We start from the raw sequence: 16,056 nt of genomic DNA, 5'->3' as shown, positions 1-16,056 counted from the left end.
ATGCTAACTGAAAGATCAAAAAAGGGAAAGCTGAGGGCCGCGCATTTCTTCAAAACTTTTTCCAAAAAGTCCCAAAATACTATCGGCAATCGGAGCGAGCTGACGGTCGATATAATAGTCGTAATCAATATCTTCGTGAGGAAGCTCCACCGGAATCGCTCCTCTTAACGTCATCACATAGTGAGGTCGCCTTTGTAAAATCCCTTTTGTCTCAAAAAGAATTTTGGCCGCGCGTGCATGAGGCGGAACATTTTTCACATATTCTGACAGAGGTTTTGAAAGGCGTTTGCTTAACACCAACTGGTCATCAAGTTCGTGAGATTCGAGTTTTTTCATGGTTTCATCAATATATTCCTGGATATCTTCTCCATAAAAGACTCGTCTGACGAGTTCGTATTGAAAGTTGCGGGCCAAAAGCGACCAATCCGAACGGACGTACTCCATTCCAGTAAGAACGATCTCTTCTACTTTTTTCCCATCAACTTCTTTTTCCGACAGACCTGCGTAACGCTTTTTCGCCCCTTCTTCCATATTTCTGGTGCTGGTAAGAATCAGCGTTTTAAAAAATTTGTCGTACTGGATTTCAAGATGTGACTCCACATCGAAGTCATCTTTTAGTTTTTGTGTGAGGAAGGTATTTACTTCGGCCACCAATTTTTTGGCCTGGTCACTGTATTGATTATAGGTTGGCAGTTGAACAAAAAGTGAGTCTGTGTCTCCATAAAGCACGGCAAATCCTTTTGCTTCTAAAAACTCAATCACCGTTTTTAAAATCCACTGCCCGCTTCCCGTAATCCCATCAGGTAAATCTTCCTGATAAAAGCGACAGCCACTTGATCCCATCACTCCATAAAAACTGTTCATCAGGATTTTAACGGCCTGTGAAAGGTTAGTGTTTTTTTCTTTTTTTGCCTGGGTCCTGCGCTCTAAGAGTTCAGTGATTTTTCCAGGCAGAATATGATGAGAGCGCGAGAATGTAAGTCCAACGGGAGTTTTCAGCGGGTCAATATGGCGCTGAAATCGTGAAAGAGGATCAATTAAAAAAGTCCTGATCACTGTCGGGTAAAGACTTTTAAAATCCATCACCAGCACATTGGGATGAATCCCAACTTTTGGATTGAGAACAAATCCACCTTTGGCCTGTCTGGCCCATCCAATATCATCCACGTTCGGAGCAACAATTCCGGCATCATGTAAATCTGGTAAATAAAAATGGTCAAAGGCCGCCACTGATCCCCCGATTCTCTCCATCAGCATCCCTGAAATATAAGAGCGGGTTAAAAGCAGGTCCATAAGTTTAATTTTTTCAAAAATATCTAAAACTAAAACAGCATCTTTGACATTGTAGCGGGCAAGGGCCATTTTATCTTCGCGAAAACGCCTCTCAATTTCATCCCACTTATCGTAAGACTCATCTTCATCAATATCTTTTGCTTCTCCTAAAAGTTCTTTAGCTACACTATTGAGCTTAAAACTTTCAAAAGAAAAGAAGTTCATCTTCATGGCGCGAGGACCGTCGATAACCACTCGCCCTTCCAGGTTCACTTGCCATTCGCCACGCGCGTTCTGGAACATATCAAGCGAGCGCGTGCCTCTGCCGATATAAAGCGGAACTTTTAATTGTTTTGATTTCTGATTAATAAAATGAAAATCAAATCCAATGACGTTCCATCCGGTGATAACATCAGGGTCTAATCGAGTGATGGCTTCCTGGAAAAAAAGCAGTAGCCCTTTCTCATTCAAGGAAAAACGCACATCCTGAGTATTTTTCCCTTCACCTAAAACGACAGTACGGTCTTCATTCAAAGTTTTTGAACGGAAACTATAAGCAAGTGAAAGAAGTTTTCCATCTCTTCCGGTTTCAATATCAAAGGATAAAATTTTATAATCAGGATAATAATTTCCTGGTGTGATTTTAGGATTGTTGAAAGTCAGAAGTCCATTGACGAGTTTTGCCTCTCCTTCAATTTTCACCTGAGCATAAATGCGTTTATCCATCAAAAAACGATCAACTGCTTTAACATCGGCCTCAAAAGTCCTAAGCCCATCGCTTTCAAATTTTTGTCGTTTTGTTTTCAGGTCGGCCTGATTCTGACACAGGACTTTCTCTACCCAAAAACCATCGAGACTTCTGTAAGAGGTCGCATTTTTGCTTTCCACAAAAAAATAATTCTGGAATTGATCAATCGTGACAAGAAATGAGCCTTGATTGGACTGTCCGTAAAGTTTTAAAATCTGGCGATTCTCCAGATCAAAACTACTTCCAGTAAGAATAAATGCTTCGATTTGTGTCTGCATCTAGGCTAGAATACCCTCATCAATTTTGAATTAAAAGGAAATATCATGAAAGAAATGTATCCAGAAATTGAACCCTATAACACAGGCTTTTTAAAAGTTTCTGATCTCCATACTCTTTATTTTGAAGAAGCAGGAAACCCAAATGGAAAACCTGTGGTTTTTCTTCACGGAGGCCCAGGTGGCGGACTGATTGCTAATTACCGTCGTTACTTCGATCCAAAAAAATGGAGAATCGTTTTATTTGATCAAAGAGGTTGTGGAAAAAGCACTCCTTTTGCTGAGCTAAAGGACAACACCACTTGGGATTTAGTATCCGACATTGAAAAACTAAGAACTCACTTAAATATTTCCAAGTGGGCCGTCTTCGGTGGTTCATGGGGATCAACTCTCGCTCTTTCTTACTCGATCACTCACCCGGAAAAATGCTCGGAGCTCTTCCTGCGTGGAATCTTCCTGCTTAGAAAAAAAGAGATCGACTGGTTTTACCAGGAAGGGTGCTCGAAAATCTTTCCTGATCTTTGGGAAGAATACGTTAAGCCTATTCCTGAAAATGAACGCCACGATTTCGTTACAGCTTACTATAAACGCTTAACATCTCCGGATGCAGCAGTGAGAAAATCAGCTGCTCATGCCTGGTCAGTTTGGGAAGGCTCAACATCAAAACTTATGTACGATGCTGAAGCAGCTTCTCGTTTTGGTGAAGATGAATTTGCCGATGCTTTTGCTCGCATCGAATGCCACTACTTCACGAATAAAGGTTTTTTCACTGAAGACAATTTCCTTTTAAATAACGTCGATAAAATCAGAAAGATCAAAACGGTTATCGTCCAAGGGCGCTACGATGTCGTATGCCCGGCCGACAGTGCCTGGGCGCTTCATCGCGCTTTCCCTGAAGCCGAACTGCACATTATTGGTGATGCTGGTCACTCGCTTTCTGAAAAAGGAATCACGTCAAAACTTATCGAATACACAGATATGTGGGCGTAATAAACACAAGGTACACAATGAAACTCAACTCACTTTCACTTCGAACAAATATGATCTTTGCCAGAAATGAAAGTGAGATCATTGAGCGCGAAAGCTACATCGTGGTCAAAACATTAAGTAACCCCACTTTCCATTGGGGGAATTACCTCATCTTTAAAAAAGCTCCGGTCGATGGCGACATCGTTAACTGGATGAATATTTTCCAGCGCGAATTCTCTCACTATAAAACTTTCAAGCATTATGTTTTTGCCTGGGATCAGAATGCGGAACCAGAGAGCGTGGAGTATTTAAGTTACGGCTTCTCGCTGGAAAAATCAGTTTCGCTTCAAGCGACTTCAGTTATTGCTCCCAAGCATTACAACAATGACCTCACTATCAGGCTTCTCACTTCCGCATCAGACTGGGATCAGGCGCTGGAGCTACAAACAATCACCCGCGACCCAAAACACTCTTATGAAGACTTTAAAGAATTCAAACGCAACCAGGATGAATCTTATCAAAAGCTCATTAAAGATAACCGCGGTGGACGCTTTGGGGCTTTTAAAGGAGATCTTCTGATTGCTGATTTGGGTATTTACTTTGAAGGTGACCTGGCCCGCTATCAAAGTGTCGTCACTCATCAGGATTACAGAGGAATGGGGGCATGTGGAACCCTAGTCTATGAAAGTGGTAAATACGCTCTGGAGCACTGGGGAGTTAAAACCCTTTGCATGGAAGCAGACCCGGATTACCATGCGGCCAGAATTTATGAGTCTGTAGGATTTGCACCTAAAGAAAACTCTTATAGTCTATATTGGTGTCAATCAAACTGAGGGAATCCGATGAAGTACTTACTAATCTTACTGTTCTTGTCGCTGTCTCTTGCGCTTTATGCTGCCGAAGATCACTGCACTTACAACTTTGCCGATGCTAAAAGTATCTTCGATCAAAACCCGAAGCTTTATCAAAACATCACTCCCGTTAATAAAGATCAAAAAAATAAAATCCTCACTCAAACAATCACAACACCTAAAGGAACAGTGATCACCTATAAAAAAGGCGGCTGTGCCCATTACGCTTTTTCTTTTCTTATCCGTCCTCGCAAACTAAATGCAAAAAAACCTGAACGCATTTTCATTCAAGCGCTTAGAGAATTAAGAGCTATTCCGGCAGTAGATAAAACAGAAATCAACATTCTTAATGAAGCGCTGGATAGAACAAAATGGAAGAGCATTAAATTTGAAAATGGTCAGTATAATCTTTCTTGTGGAGATGCTACGTGCGCCCTTAAAACGATTAAAGTTAAGGGAGTAGAAAGCGACATTGAAATAAGTTACGATTTTGCTTTATAGATTAGTTGCCTAAATAACGAGTGGGGATTTTCTCTTCCAGAACTTTTCCACCGTCACTTTTCACATAGTATGACGAAGCACTTGCCACCGAAGACACCGACTCCACAAAAACTTCATTCTCAAAATAAACGGCAGCACTGTCATCACAGGCATAACCACTTTTAAGACCATTTAAAATCAAGTTGTGATAAGCGGGACGTCTTTCTGCTTCTCCATCAAAGTGCGGACAGAATGAGCCTTTAAGTATGTTCATACATGAAAGTTTAGTCAGGCTTCCAGGAATTGAATCGGTCACACCTTCTTCAAACCAACAAAGACCTCCGGCCGAAAGCCCTCCAAGAACCACACCGTTGTTATAAGCTTCCCAAAGAATCTTATCCAGTCCCCACTCTTTCCAAAGAGTCATTAAGTTTCGAGTGTTGCCTCCTCCGACATAAATAACATCTTTAGAAAGAACGTAATCGCGAAGAGAACCGACGGGAGCTTTAAACAATGAAAGATGTGAAGGTGTGACATCATGATCTTTCATGTAATCATAGAAGCGATCAACATAACCTTGGGCATCGCCACTGGCCGTGCCAATGAAGCAAACGTTCGGTTTTTGTTTTTCTGCCAACGAAAAGAAGAATTGATCAAGAAGCAGGTTGCCCGGCTCCATTGAAAATCCTCCACCACCCATAGCGAGAATTTTTCTCGTTTTCATTATTTGTTAATTTGCAGGAAATAAATGGCATCAAGGGCCACGCCACCAAGAAGCGCCGACTCTGCTGAGCATTTATCGTTGAACTTGTATGAATCAACAAATGGTTCAGTAGCAGCAGTTTGAGTTTTCAACTGCTTTCCTTCCATATTTGCTGACATCACGTTGTAGTTAATCATTGTCGCCAGAGCATGCTTTTCAGCTAGCTTTAGTTCGTTGTTAGCAATCGTTCCGATAACCGCTTCATCCGAAAGAAGATTTTTATTTTCATCCACTTTCAGGCTTAGCTCTTTACAGCCAGAATTATAACCTTTGCAGTTTCCATTCCAGAAGATTTTATTTTCTACGACTTCAATTGAATAAGGACCCCAATACTGCTGATCTTTCCAGACAACACAGTTTGCGTTTTTATGAATGCTATCGACAGAAGCGCATGAAACCAGGGCCCCAAGCATGATAAACAGAAGAGATTTTTTCACAGGGATTCTCCTTAATATCTTTTAGAGTTCGACCTGAACTCCGACTTCCATTACGCGCTTTCTAGGCAGCTGGAAGAATGTTGTCGCATCCTGAGCATTGGCCGTTTGAAAAGCAAAAAGCTTCTCACGCCAGATGGCCATACCAGGTTTTTCCGTAGCAAACAGCCTTTCTTTTCCAATGAAGTAAGTCGCTTCATTTGGATTCAGGAGAATGTTTCCAATCTGAAGACCATCAAGCTCTTTAGGAATGTTTGGTCTTTCCATATATCCATAGTGAACGAAGACCGTATAACAGCCGTGTCCGATACTGTTAACTTCCACACGTCTTGATTGAGGAACTTGTGGGATTTCTTCTGTAACCACTGAAAGGAAAATCAGGTGTTCGTGAATTGATTTATAATGCTCGTAACTTTGAATCAAAGCGTACGGCGTGTCTTTTAATCCGCTTGCCATATAGATAGCAATTCCCGGATTTCTATAAGGTCTTTGAGTATCGATCTTATCTAAGAAAAGGCTTAGAGGGATAACTTCATCTCTAATTCTTTGGGCAAGAAGTTTTCTTCCTTTTTTCCATGTCGTCATCATGACGAAGATGAAAACCCCAACCGCTAATGGAACCCATCCGCCGTCGACAACTTTAAGCAGGTTGGCACCCCAGAATGAAAGGTCGATGATCAAGAAGAAACCACAGATAAGTCCTGCTTTCCATCTACTCCATCTCCATTTTTGTCTAGCGACTAGATAAAACAGGATGGTCGTTACCCCCATCGTGGTGGTGACGGCAATACCGTAAGCAGCGGCAAGGTTACTTGAAGTCTTAAAGAAGAAGACCAGAAGAATACACGCTATCATCAACATGCGGTTCATACTCTTAACGTAAATTTGTCCGAATTCTTTTTCTGAAGTGTGCTCAATAAGAACGCGTGGAATATACCCCAACTGCACCGCTTGCATAGTAATCGAGAAAACCCCGGTGATTAAGGCCTGAGAAGCAATAACCGTTGAAAGTGTTGCCAGGATTACTAACGGAGTTAACATCCAGCTTGGTGCCATCAAGAAAAACGGGTTTTTAGCAGCAAGTGGATTGTGAGTTAAAAGAGCACCTTGTCCAAAATAGTTTAAAACCAGACACGGAAGAACAACGGCAAACCACGCACGTTGAATCGGCTGTCTTCCAAAGTGACCCAAGTCTGAATAAAGCGCTTCTCCTCCGGTAACAACCAGGAAGACCGAACCTAAAACCAAAAAACCGTTCCACTGATTTTCCATGAAAAAATGAAACGCGTAATAAGGGTTCATCGCCATAAGAACCGATGGTTCTTTAATAATGTTAAAAATCCCTAACCCTCCAAGAGTTAAAAACCAAAACAGTGTTAACGGCCCAAAGATTTTTCCCACGGCATCTGTTCCGTACTTCTGAACAGAGAAAAGACCAATAAGAATCGCGATGGTAATGGGAATAATGTATGGAGAAAAAACCGGCGTGATAAGTTCAAGCCCTTCTACCGCAGAAAGAACTGAGATCGAAGGTGTGATCATCCCGTCACCGTAAAGCAGGGCCGTTCCAAAAAGACCTAAACGAATCAGGTTCTTTCTTTTTGTTGCATGCTTATCTGTTCTTGGAGTTACCAGTGCAGTCAGAGCAAGGATTCCTCCCTCCCCTTTATTATCTGCTTTTAAAACGTAACGAAGATACTTAATAGAGATAACGATAATCAATGACCAGAAAATCAGTGAAAGAATTCCGAAGATGTTATCGTGAGTGATGCCAATATTGTGGCCGTGGTGAAATGATTCTTTAAGTGCGTAGAGTGGACTTGTTCCAATATCTCCGTACACAACACCTAATGCTGAGAGCGCCATTAAATACTTATAGCGCGTAGAAAGATTTTTTTCGTCCTGCCTAGCTGACACGGGCCACTCCCAGAAAAATACCGAATCCTAAAATAATGAATTAAAGCCCATTTTATAAAATCTGGTATGAAATGTCGCTATTCCTTTTCAACAATAATGCACATAAATGTAGCCAGTTTGGAATATTTTCCAAACTTGTAAGGATCTAGTGTGCGAAGGGCATCTATCGGCTTTAGGTCTTCAACCTTAAGGATTTTAAACCCGGCCTTAATTAAAGGATTAATCACTTCTTCAAAAGAACGGTAGTAATCCGGCATAATCACAGGCTCTTCAGTAAAACCCTTCCACGAGGCTTCTACATACTGAACCCCAAAAGCGGATGTTGGTTTGTACCAATTCCAAGACCCAATTGGGTGTTGGATTGTGAAAACAAATTTTCCTTTTGGTTTTAGCAGTCGATAAAATTCGCTTAGAGGCACGCTCCAGTCTTCGATATAATCAATTGACAGACTCGCCACGACCATATCGAACTGTCCATCCTGTTCAATAGGCAGAGGCTTGGCCATATCGGCAACAAAGAAAGTTGCATTATCAGGCACGCGTTTTTTTGCCAGGTCAATCATTTTAGGGCTTACATCAAAACCCACAACCTTTGCCCCTTCATGCACTAAGTACTCTGCTAAAATTCCCGGGCCGCAACCTGCTTCGAAAATTTTTTTTCCGCGCACATCCCCTACTGCTTTTCTCATCGCAGGTTGTTCGATGTAAGCGTTTTCTGCTTTGGCCGGAGCAATTTCAGAAAAAGCTTCCGCAAGTTTTTCGTAAGCTTCTAAAGCTATCGGTTTTTTAGTTTCAGTGTCACTCATGAGCAGGGCCTTTATTTTAAAACGTTGAGTATGTCTTTGAAGTACGCTGGCATTTCCGGACGCGGATACCACGCAAGGCAAATATCAGTTAAATCCAGGAATTTTCCAGGCTGTAAATCGACGAGGAGTTTACGATTAATCAGCTCACTTGCCAACTCTTGGGCCAACACACTATAGCCTGCTCCATCGGCAATCATCGAGGCCAGGGCGTCGGTGTTATTGACGTAGTGACGCGAACTTTGAATCTGGTCCTGAAGCCTATATTTCTCTAGGAAATCAAAGGTATACGTATCATTTTGGTCAAAATCAATAATGGTTTCGTTTTGAAGAATGTCCTTAATCGAGCGCTTTTTCCAGGCCATGGGCCCCACCAAAATATAGCGCTCAGGTCTTAAAATCCGCGAATCCATTTCTAGGGCCACGTTCGGGCTGCGCACCAAAACAATTTGGGATGTCCCATTTTTTAATTTATGGACCGCAGACTGCTGGTCCATCAGGTCAAATTGCACACGTAGAAAAGGATATTTTTTCAACAGGCCCGAAACATTGGGGATCACGCGGGAGCGCATCAAGCTCGAAGGCCCGCTGATAGTCAGAGCAATCTCCTGCTGAGTCGATTCAAAAACTAATTGCCCTTCCAGCTCCACAGCACTCTGGCAGTAGCGGTGTAAGGACTCTCCCTCAACCGTAAGCTTCATTCCTGAGCGCGAACGGATAAAAAGTGTGGTCAGCAGCTCTTTTTCCAGGGCTCGGATTCTCTGGGTCACACCAGTTTGGGTAAGCCCGATTTTTTTAGCGGCGTCTTGAACAGTCTTTCGCTCAACGACGGCCATGAATGCGATTAAGTTAGGATGAAGTAAACTCATTTATATTCATATATAAATCATTATTATGAATTTATCAAATGAATGATGAAAAGCTAAATTGCCTCTACTTTCAAAAGGGGGGTTAACAATGAAAGTACTAATATCTTTTCTTTTTCTTTGCTTGCTATCTTTTCACACTTACGCAGTTGAAGCGACACACGGAATGGTGCTCTTTGGCCAGGAGAAGCTCATGGCGTATCACCTGCCGATGTATCACAAAATCCACAACAAGCAGGTGGTTTTAGAATACTCTCTATCGGCAGAACTTAAAACAAAGCTTCTTTCACACATGACTGAAGGCCAGTTTTTAACTTTCGTTCCGGCACCTTTTGACCTGGAAGCTTTTTTACTTAAGCCTCACGCGCTGGTTGGCGACGTTTATGCCGGTCACTTTGAAAAAGAAGGTGTTGTGGTTATGGAGAATGTCACTTTGGACAATGTGAAAGTTCTCTACCAACGCACGCTTATTAAGCCTAATGCTCAGGCCAATCATTATCTTTTGTTTGGAACACCTTCTGACTTATATGAAGTGCACCTTTTAAACGGCGGACTACAAGTCGATCACATTCTCAAGGCCTCTGTGAATGCCAGTGATCTTGCGACGGTCAACTTAACAAATTATGCGATGAATACTTATTCACCAGTTATTAGTGAAGAGCTTTTAAATGACAAAGAGGAATCAAGTATTGAATTGTTTTATGAAGTCCCATGCCGTCGTAGACATTGTGATACTGTGACAAAAAAACTTAAAGTGACTGCCGAAAAAACCTATTTTAAAGACGATGTAATGTAATAAAAAAGGCCCGCTTCAAACGGGCCTTTTTTTATTTTAATGAGTTTTCTTTTGCACCAGAAACATCCCATCTCTAATCGGCATCAATGTCCCATAAAGATCAGGATTCCCAGCGATATAGTCATTCACCGCGCGGATGAACTCAGTGTTGCGGTCGCGCAGGTCACTGCCTGTCGACTCACTTCCCGGAAGAACTTGTCCGCCCCATAAAACGTTGTCGATAACAATCATTCCATGCTCTGAAAGCATAGGCACAGTCAATTTCAGGTAATCAATATAGTTTCTTTTGTCTGCATCGATGAAAACAAAATCAAACTTTCCAGTTAACGTCGGGATAACTTCCAATCCAGGTCCAAGAATACTTTTAATCTTGTGTCCGTGAGCTGATTTTCCCCAAAAGTCCTTAGCAAGATTCACTGTTTCCTGGTTAACATCGACAGTGATAATTTCAGATCCTTCCGGCATATTTTCGGCCATCGTCAGCGCCGAGTACCCAGTGAAAGTCCCTAGCTCCAGAACTCGTTTTGCTTTAATTGAACGCAGAAGAAAACCAATGAAAGACGCTTCCATCTTTCCAATCAACATCCCTGCCCCATGGACGTTTGCCCTTGTATAGTCTTCGATCTTCAGGCAGTCCGTTCCCGGAATGTTACTTTTAGAGATACAGTATTCCTCAATTTTTTTATCGGTGATTTGCATATAAATTCCTTAGGTTTAGCCGCGTTTTGAGAAGAAAAAACCTTATTACAGGCCCCCTTAACATTAGCCTAAAAAGGGAGTAAGGTACAGCCCAAGGACATATATGAATATCGACGCACTTAATGAATGGCTCCCTCTTCCCGCTCCAGGTACACCGCTGGTTATTGCTGGCCCGTGTTCTGCTGAATCTGAAGAGCAGGTGCTAAGAACAGCTCATGCATTAAAAGAAATCCCTGCAGTAAAAGTTTTCCGCGCAGGAATCTGGAAGCCGAGAACGCGTCCAAATAACTTTGAAGGTCTGGGAGAGCTTGCCCTTCCATGGCTGGCAAAAGTAAAAAAGGAAACTGGTCTTTTAACAACAACTGAAGTGGCGACTGCAAAACACGTTGAACTGTGTTTAAAAGCAGGAATTGATATTTTATGGATTGGTGCTCGCACGACGGCCAACCCATTTTCTGTTCAGGAAATTGCCGACGCTCTTAAGGGTGTAGACATTCCTGTCATGGTAAAAAACCCAATCAACGCTGATCTACAATTATGGATTGGCGCTTTAGAAAGAATGAATCAAGCAGGGATTTCAAAACTCGTTGCTATTCACCGCGGGTTTTCTGTCGCTGAAAAATTAGAATTTAGAAATGATCCTCTTTGGAGAATCCCGATGGAACTGAAAGTAAAGTTCCCGGAGCTTCCTCTTCTTTGCGATCCTTCTCACATTACTGGAAAAAGAGACCTGGTTCAGAAAGTCTGCCAAAAAGCGATGGACCTGGATATGAATGGTCTAATCATCGAGACTCACCCAGATCCGGAGAAAGCGTGGTCAGATGCTTCTCAACAAGTGACTCCAGAAAAACTTTTAAACATCATCTCATCTCTTGCACTAAAGAGAGAATACTCTCAGGATAAAAACTATACTGAAGAGTTAAATGACCTGCGCGAACAAATCGACCGCCTGGATAATGAACTTATCCACACGCTGAAACTAAGACAGCAAGTGGTGGAAAAAATCGCGACTGCAAAAATCAACCAAAACATCACAGCTCTACAAAAAGGGCGTTTTGAAGAACTGATGAAAGACCGTTTAGTCTCAGCTGAAAAGATGGGGCTTTCTCCTGACTTCATTAAAGAAATCTTCGATTCTATCCACGAGCAATCAGTTCAAATCCAGACAGACCTTTTTGAAAAGAACAACAAGTAGTCATGAACTTTCTGCCTAAAGGCTTTATCGACATCATTACTGAAGACGGAACTCTCCAGTATTTCGAGCAGTATTCTGATATTAAAATCGACGACGTCATCGAAGGCATTAAATGGAGAAACGACTCCATCACTCTTTATGGAAAAACGTTTCCTCAACCTCGCCTCACCGCCTGGTATGGCGATCCGGGAGTAAAATACAGCTATTCTAACATCCACATGCAGGCTTTGCCCTGGACTCCTGTTCTTTTAAAACTTAAAACTCAGCTAGAGAATGATTTGAATGTGCGCTTTAATTCAGTCCTGGTGAACTACTACCGCGATGGAAACGATCACATGTCTTATCACTCTGACGATGAAAAAGAGCTGGGGCCTAATCCAACAATCGCCTCTTTAAGTTTTGGTGAAACCAGGTCTTTTCAATTAAAGCATAAATTCGACTTGGAGAAAAAAACCGTCATCATCCCTATCACGGATGGAAGTTTAGTTGTCATGAAAGATGAACTCCAGCATTTCTGGCAACATAAAATTTCCAAGACCAAAAAAATTATTGGGCCCAGAGTTAACCTGACATTTAGAATGATCTATTAACGACAAAATGTGTGATAATAATTGCCTTCAATTAGGGCACAATGATACTCGGCCTGTAGTTCGATTGACTCTTCGCTTTTATCGAGAACATTGTTGAGTTTGACGATATCTACTAACAGCTTTTGCACATCGTTTGCACTCAGTTTAATGAGCCCATGACTAATTCCCGTTACCGTGACATACGCACCGGCCATGGCCCTGAATCCCGGAGGGAAATAGGCCTTATAACTTCCAATAATAATTCCAATCACAATCAGTGAGCCTGCAATACTCTCAAATTTTAGATAAATGCTTTGTCCCTTTTTAGTGCGACGTAAATTGGTTTCAATATTTCCAAGATCTGAGCGTTGCTTTTTTACTGTATTATACTTAGTTTCAAGTTTGGTCAGCACCAGCAAACTGTCTTCAAGTAAGACATTTTCCACTCGCTCAGAAGCGATCGCTCCACTCATCAAGAGCGTGAGTGACAAGATGGATGTCAGCAATGTCCTATAAAAAGTTTTCATCTGGATTATCTTAATCCATCTCAGAAAAATCGCAGTTAACAAGTGAAAAAAGAACGGCCCTGTCAAAACTTTCGACAGTTATTCCTGAGGTGGATTTCTCATATTTCGACGGTTTAGAATGGTCTGAATCACCATGAAAATCCCCATGACGATAAAGAGCCCCGCCGTTTTAAAGAAGGCCCAAAGTGAAGTTGGAAACCACAGAGCTAGGACACCCATTAAAAGCCCATAACAGAAAAACAGGATGACCATGTTTCTTTCCATCGACAGGATAATATGATCCGGTGGCATTTTCCCATCAGGCCTCATCTCCATCATCATCTCTTTAAAAAAGCCCGAGCCTTTTCTAAGTTTTACCCACATGTAAACGGCCACGGCCCAAAGAGAAAAGGTCGGTTGAAGTTTAAACCAGATTCCGTTTTCTTCCATCAGTGAAAAACCGCCGAGGAAAACGACTAAGAAAAAGTTAAATCGTGAAAGCTGATGAATATGTCCGGTGAAGATCTTTTCAAAAAGAATTTCACCAATAGAAAGAGCAATACCACCCATTAAGGCGATTTTTACCGGATACTTCGTTTCCAGGTACCAATATAAGATGGCCGGAAGAAATGAAATAAGGAAAAAGTTATTAGACTTCTTTTTAGACTGCTGTTCCATTCACCAAGAATAATGCGAATTCGCTATAATTGGAAGAACTCTCTGATCTCTTCTGCTCTGTTATGAGCATCTTTATGGCCGATTTCCACTAGTTTTTGAGTGTAGGCCTTATCAAAGGCGATATAGCTTAAAAGATCTGCTCCACGGGCCTCTGTCGCACCAATACCGCTTAAGAGATAACGAAGCATTTTTGGAAAACGATGAAACTGATCTCCGGCCAGTTCACCCAAATCAACAGAAGGTTGAATAAGTAATGTCGGGATCTTTTTTAGCTGCCCGGGGTGAGAAGCAAGAGCATCTTCGCTAAGAAGAGAAACTGTTTTATTAATACGCTGAAGTCTTTCATAATCAAATTCGATAGCATCAAGAAAAAGAGAGTTAAATAAAACTCCCACGATATCAGCAAGGACAATATTGTTCATCTCTACTTGCTGATTGAGTTCTTTGACTTCCATCTCTTCTCTAAAATACCTCACTCCAATCGCCAGAAGTTTATCCGCGCCCAGGTGAATCGCCGGGCTCAAAGGGGCGTTGGACCTGATTCCTCCATCTCCGTAAAAACTATTTTTTATTCTTACCGGACGAAAAATGAAAGGAATCGCCGATGAAGCAAGAACATGCTCTAAACGCAAAGGTCCCTTTAAACCAATGCGTGCACTTCGCGCATAAGCTTTGACTGACGGAGAATCAAAAAATGTCACGCTCGTGCCTGTTGCATAGCTCGTCGTCGAAACGGCGACACCATGAAGTTTGTTGTTGATAATATTTTTTTCAATTTGATCAAAGTCGATGCTCTCTTCTAAAAGATCGCGCAGTGGTGTTGAATCGAGCAAATGAGTGGACTCAGATCTTCCAAACATCCCGCCAAAGCTTAAGTCTTTTATCCAGCCGGCACTGAGTTTTCCCAATGAGGCAATGTCGGTTCTTAAAACATTCTCAGGGGTGAGTTCTTCCCAAATCCGGATAAGACTTTGAACCTGTTCATTAAAATTATTTTTTGCTGAAGCGAGATAAGCTGCATTGATAGCGCCGGCAGAAATACCGGTGATTATTTGAAAAGGATCATCACCCATTTTGTCGCCGACAATTTCAGTGATGCCTTTGAGTACGCCGGCCTGATAGGCTGCTCTTGCGCCCCCACCGCTTAAAACCAATCCGAATTTTGGATGAGACATGTGAACCCTCGACCAATGAGACTAAATCTAGTCTTTCGCCTTTAAACGCTTCTGTCGAGGGTCATTGTGTTATGGCGTTATGACGCTTTCTTATTGCTGCTTTCTTTTTTAAGTTCGCAGTAATGAGAAAACTCTTTTCTGATATGCCCAGGGTCCAGGACTTCAATTCTGTCTCTCATTTTGTATAACCAATGAAAAACATCATCACACATTTCAAGCGTGGCGGCCCAAATCATGTCCCCTTCAGTGCTGGAGGTGACAAATGGGTTGCCAAGAAAATGGTGCTCAGGAAGAAGATCCGATTGATCCTGGCTATAAATTTTTAGAACCAGTCTTTCTTCTTTGCCATTAATTAATCTTAGGTGTCCGATAAATTCATTAACTTCAATCTGACTCAAATTCGGTTCATACATGAGGTCCAGATTTTCAACATCCTTGATGTCTTCAAGTCCGAAGTACACCAGTGTTTTATCGGAGATATTTTCTCCCACCACACACAGGACTCCGTCGAGATAAACCTGCCTATGTGGAAAAACGTCGCATTCTTTTTCTGTAAAAAATTTAACTTTCATGGATTTGCGACAGATAATATCGTAATCAATTTTCTTTTTTAACATTTCAAAGGAAGTGAACTCAACAGGAGTTCCTTTCGGAGCTTTATAAAGTGAAAATTGAGCATGGGCCAGTTGGGCCATTTTCATTTTATCCTGCACAATCTGCTGGAAATAAGCCGTTGCCTGGGAGTCCTTCGGCACCACCGCCTGAAGGGCCAGCCATTCGGCCAACGTAAATTCCATTTTAATTCTACATTGTTCTTTAAGCGGATAGATGTACTCTGCATCTCTGAAAGCGGCGACTTTAAAGCGCGCTAAAAATTCGCAATACGTCGTAAGAGTGTCTTCATCAATGGCAAGCGAAGAGCAAAACAACACAAGTTCTTTTTTCTCTTTGAGCTCTTCAAGCGACACTAAAAACTTCCAGAAACTGTTCTCTAAAATAATCTGCTGGTCCGACATCGATCTTCCTAAAAAATAGGGGTTTAAGAAATCATACCAATCTT

General features: G+C 41.9%; 17 protein-coding genes. 6 read left to right on the top strand and 11 right to left on the bottom strand.

What is annotated here, in order from left to right:
• Window positions 1-15: 15 nt before the first annotated feature.
• On the bottom strand, window positions 16-2,298 hold the full coding sequence (locus C0V70_RS03485) for a DNA polymerase II (RefSeq protein ID WP_102242480.1): 2,283 nt from the start codon (window positions 2,296-2,298) through the stop codon (window positions 16-18).
• A gap of 45 nt (window positions 2,299-2,343) precedes the next feature.
• Between C0V70_RS03485 and pip the strand changes: the two genes are divergently transcribed.
• From pip to C0V70_RS03470, 3 genes are read left to right on the top strand one after another with little or no spacing between them, the layout of a single operon-like run.
• The gene (gene pip, locus C0V70_RS03480) at window positions 2,344-3,285 is read left to right on the top strand and encodes a prolyl aminopeptidase (protein ID WP_102242479.1); all 942 of its coding nucleotides are present in this window, start codon (window positions 2,344-2,346) and stop codon (window positions 3,283-3,285) included.
• Window positions 3,286-3,302: 17 nt separating this feature from the next.
• Window positions 3,303-4,097, top strand: coding sequence for a GNAT family N-acetyltransferase (locus tag C0V70_RS03475; protein WP_102242478.1), 795 nt, complete (start codon window positions 3,303-3,305; stop codon window positions 4,095-4,097).
• A gap of 9 nt (window positions 4,098-4,106) precedes the next feature.
• Window positions 4,107-4,616, top strand: coding sequence for a hypothetical protein (locus tag C0V70_RS03470; RefSeq protein WP_102242477.1), 510 nt, complete (start codon window positions 4,107-4,109; stop codon window positions 4,614-4,616).
• A 1-nt stretch (window position 4,617) separates the two neighbouring features.
• Here the strand turns inward: C0V70_RS03470 and C0V70_RS03465 are convergent, their stop codons facing one another.
• The 5 genes from C0V70_RS03465 to C0V70_RS03445 form a co-directional block, all read right to left on the bottom strand.
• Window positions 4,618-5,319: a Type 1 glutamine amidotransferase-like domain-containing protein gene (locus tag C0V70_RS03465; protein WP_102242476.1), complete on the bottom strand. Its 702-nt coding sequence runs from the start codon at window positions 5,317-5,319 to the stop codon at window positions 4,618-4,620.
• Window positions 5,319-5,795: a hypothetical protein gene (locus C0V70_RS03460; RefSeq protein WP_102242475.1), complete on the bottom strand. Its 477-nt coding sequence runs from the start codon at window positions 5,793-5,795 to the stop codon at window positions 5,319-5,321. Before C0V70_RS03460 ends, C0V70_RS03465 begins: the two co-directional genes overlap by 1 nt.
• 21 nt (window positions 5,796-5,816) lie before the next feature.
• Window positions 5,817-7,709, bottom strand: a complete 1,893-nt coding sequence (locus C0V70_RS03455; RefSeq protein WP_208107779.1) for a potassium transporter Kup — start codon at window positions 7,707-7,709, stop codon at window positions 5,817-5,819.
• A 77-nt stretch (window positions 7,710-7,786) separates the two neighbouring features.
• The gene (locus tag C0V70_RS03450) at window positions 7,787-8,515 is read right to left on the bottom strand and encodes a class I SAM-dependent methyltransferase (RefSeq protein ID WP_102242474.1); all 729 of its coding nucleotides are present in this window, start codon (window positions 8,513-8,515) and stop codon (window positions 7,787-7,789) included.
• Window positions 8,516-8,526: 11 nt separating this feature from the next.
• Window positions 8,527-9,381, bottom strand: coding sequence for a LysR family transcriptional regulator (locus C0V70_RS03445; RefSeq protein WP_102242473.1), 855 nt, complete (start codon window positions 9,379-9,381; stop codon window positions 8,527-8,529).
• Between the two features lie 88 nt (window positions 9,382-9,469).
• Here C0V70_RS03445 and C0V70_RS03440 point away from each other — a divergent pair, with 88 nt between their 5' ends.
• Complete coding sequence (locus C0V70_RS03440) at window positions 9,470-10,174, top strand: hypothetical protein (RefSeq protein ID WP_102242472.1); 705 nt, start codon at window positions 9,470-9,472, stop codon at window positions 10,172-10,174.
• 36 nt (window positions 10,175-10,210) lie between these two features.
• On the opposite strand, the gene C0V70_RS03435 is transcribed toward C0V70_RS03440, so the two are convergent.
• The gene (locus C0V70_RS03435; RefSeq protein WP_102242471.1) at window positions 10,211-10,873 is read right to left on the bottom strand and encodes an O-methyltransferase; all 663 of its coding nucleotides are present in this window, start codon (window positions 10,871-10,873) and stop codon (window positions 10,211-10,213) included.
• Between the two features lie 103 nt (window positions 10,874-10,976).
• Between C0V70_RS03435 and C0V70_RS03430 the strand changes: the two genes are divergently transcribed.
• Complete coding sequence (locus C0V70_RS03430; protein WP_102242470.1) at window positions 10,977-12,068, top strand: chorismate mutase; 1,092 nt, start codon at window positions 10,977-10,979, stop codon at window positions 12,066-12,068.
• A gap of 2 nt (window positions 12,069-12,070) precedes the next feature.
• Window positions 12,071-12,658 (top strand): alpha-ketoglutarate-dependent dioxygenase AlkB family protein, encoded by a 588-nt coding sequence (locus C0V70_RS03425; protein WP_102242469.1) that lies wholly within the window; start codon window positions 12,071-12,073, stop codon window positions 12,656-12,658.
• Here the strand turns inward: C0V70_RS03425 and C0V70_RS03420 are convergent.
• The 4 genes from C0V70_RS03420 to C0V70_RS03405 form a co-directional block, all read right to left on the bottom strand.
• The gene (locus C0V70_RS03420) at window positions 12,655-13,143 is read right to left on the bottom strand and encodes a hypothetical protein (RefSeq protein ID WP_158649547.1); all 489 of its coding nucleotides are present in this window, start codon (window positions 13,141-13,143) and stop codon (window positions 12,655-12,657) included. The two genes, C0V70_RS03425 and C0V70_RS03420, sit on opposite strands and share 4 nt — an antisense overlap.
• Before the next feature lie 99 nt (window positions 13,144-13,242).
• Window positions 13,243-13,821 carry an inner membrane-spanning protein YciB gene (locus C0V70_RS03415; protein ID WP_102242467.1) on the bottom strand — a complete coding sequence of 193 codons (579 nt, stop codon included), beginning with the start codon at window positions 13,819-13,821 and terminating at the stop codon, window positions 13,243-13,245.
• Window positions 13,822-13,844: 23 nt separating this feature from the next.
• Window positions 13,845-14,996 (bottom strand): patatin-like phospholipase family protein, encoded by a 1,152-nt coding sequence (locus C0V70_RS03410; protein WP_102242466.1) that lies wholly within the window; start codon window positions 14,994-14,996, stop codon window positions 13,845-13,847.
• 77 nt (window positions 14,997-15,073) lie between these two features.
• A complete protein-coding gene (locus tag C0V70_RS03405) occupies window positions 15,074-16,012 on the bottom strand; it encodes a WYL domain-containing protein (RefSeq protein WP_102242465.1) in 939 nt (312 codons plus the stop codon).
• Between the last annotated feature and the right edge of the window lie 44 nt (window positions 16,013-16,056).

The sequence above is a fragment of the Bacteriovorax stolpii genome (genome assembly GCF_002872415.1).
GTDB lineage: Bacteria > Bdellovibrionota > Bacteriovoracia > Bacteriovoracales > Bacteriovoracaceae > Bacteriovorax > Bacteriovorax stolpii.
This window is presented reverse-complemented; position numbering and strand designations above follow the sequence as displayed.

Excerpts from the sequence above, each read along its gene's own strand:
- C0V70_RS03485 (WP_102242480.1), bottom strand. The coding sequence starts at position 2,298 with ATGCAGACACAAATCGAAGCATTTATTCTTACTGGAAGTAGTTTTGAT.
- pip (WP_102242479.1), top strand. The coding sequence starts at position 2,344 with ATGAAAGAAATGTATCCAGAAATTGAACCCTATAACACAGGCTTTTTA.
- C0V70_RS03475 (WP_102242478.1), top strand. The coding sequence starts at position 3,303 with ATGAAACTCAACTCACTTTCACTTCGAACAAATATGATCTTTGCCAGA.
- C0V70_RS03470 (WP_102242477.1), top strand. The coding sequence starts at position 4,107 with ATGAAGTACTTACTAATCTTACTGTTCTTGTCGCTGTCTCTTGCGCTT.
- C0V70_RS03465 (WP_102242476.1), bottom strand. The coding sequence starts at position 5,319 with ATGAAAACGAGAAAAATTCTCGCTATGGGTGGTGGAGGATTTTCAATG.
- C0V70_RS03450 (WP_102242474.1), bottom strand. The coding sequence starts at position 8,515 with ATGAGTGACACTGAAACTAAAAAACCGATAGCTTTAGAAGCTTACGAA.
- C0V70_RS03445 (WP_102242473.1), bottom strand. The coding sequence starts at position 9,381 with ATGAGTTTACTTCATCCTAACTTAATCGCATTCATGGCCGTCGTTGAG.
- C0V70_RS03440 (WP_102242472.1), top strand. The coding sequence starts at position 9,470 with ATGAAAGTACTAATATCTTTTCTTTTTCTTTGCTTGCTATCTTTTCAC.
- C0V70_RS03435 (WP_102242471.1), bottom strand. The coding sequence starts at position 10,873 with ATGCAAATCACCGATAAAAAAATTGAGGAATACTGTATCTCTAAAAGT.
- C0V70_RS03430 (WP_102242470.1), top strand. The coding sequence starts at position 10,977 with ATGAATATCGACGCACTTAATGAATGGCTCCCTCTTCCCGCTCCAGGT.
- C0V70_RS03425 (WP_102242469.1), top strand. The coding sequence starts at position 12,071 with ATGAACTTTCTGCCTAAAGGCTTTATCGACATCATTACTGAAGACGGA.
- C0V70_RS03415 (WP_102242467.1), bottom strand. The coding sequence starts at position 13,821 with ATGGAACAGCAGTCTAAAAAGAAGTCTAATAACTTTTTCCTTATTTCA.
- C0V70_RS03410 (WP_102242466.1), bottom strand. The coding sequence starts at position 14,996 with ATGTCTCATCCAAAATTCGGATTGGTTTTAAGCGGTGGGGGCGCAAGA.
- C0V70_RS03405 (WP_102242465.1), bottom strand. The coding sequence starts at position 16,012 with ATGTCGGACCAGCAGATTATTTTAGAGAACAGTTTCTGGAAGTTTTTA.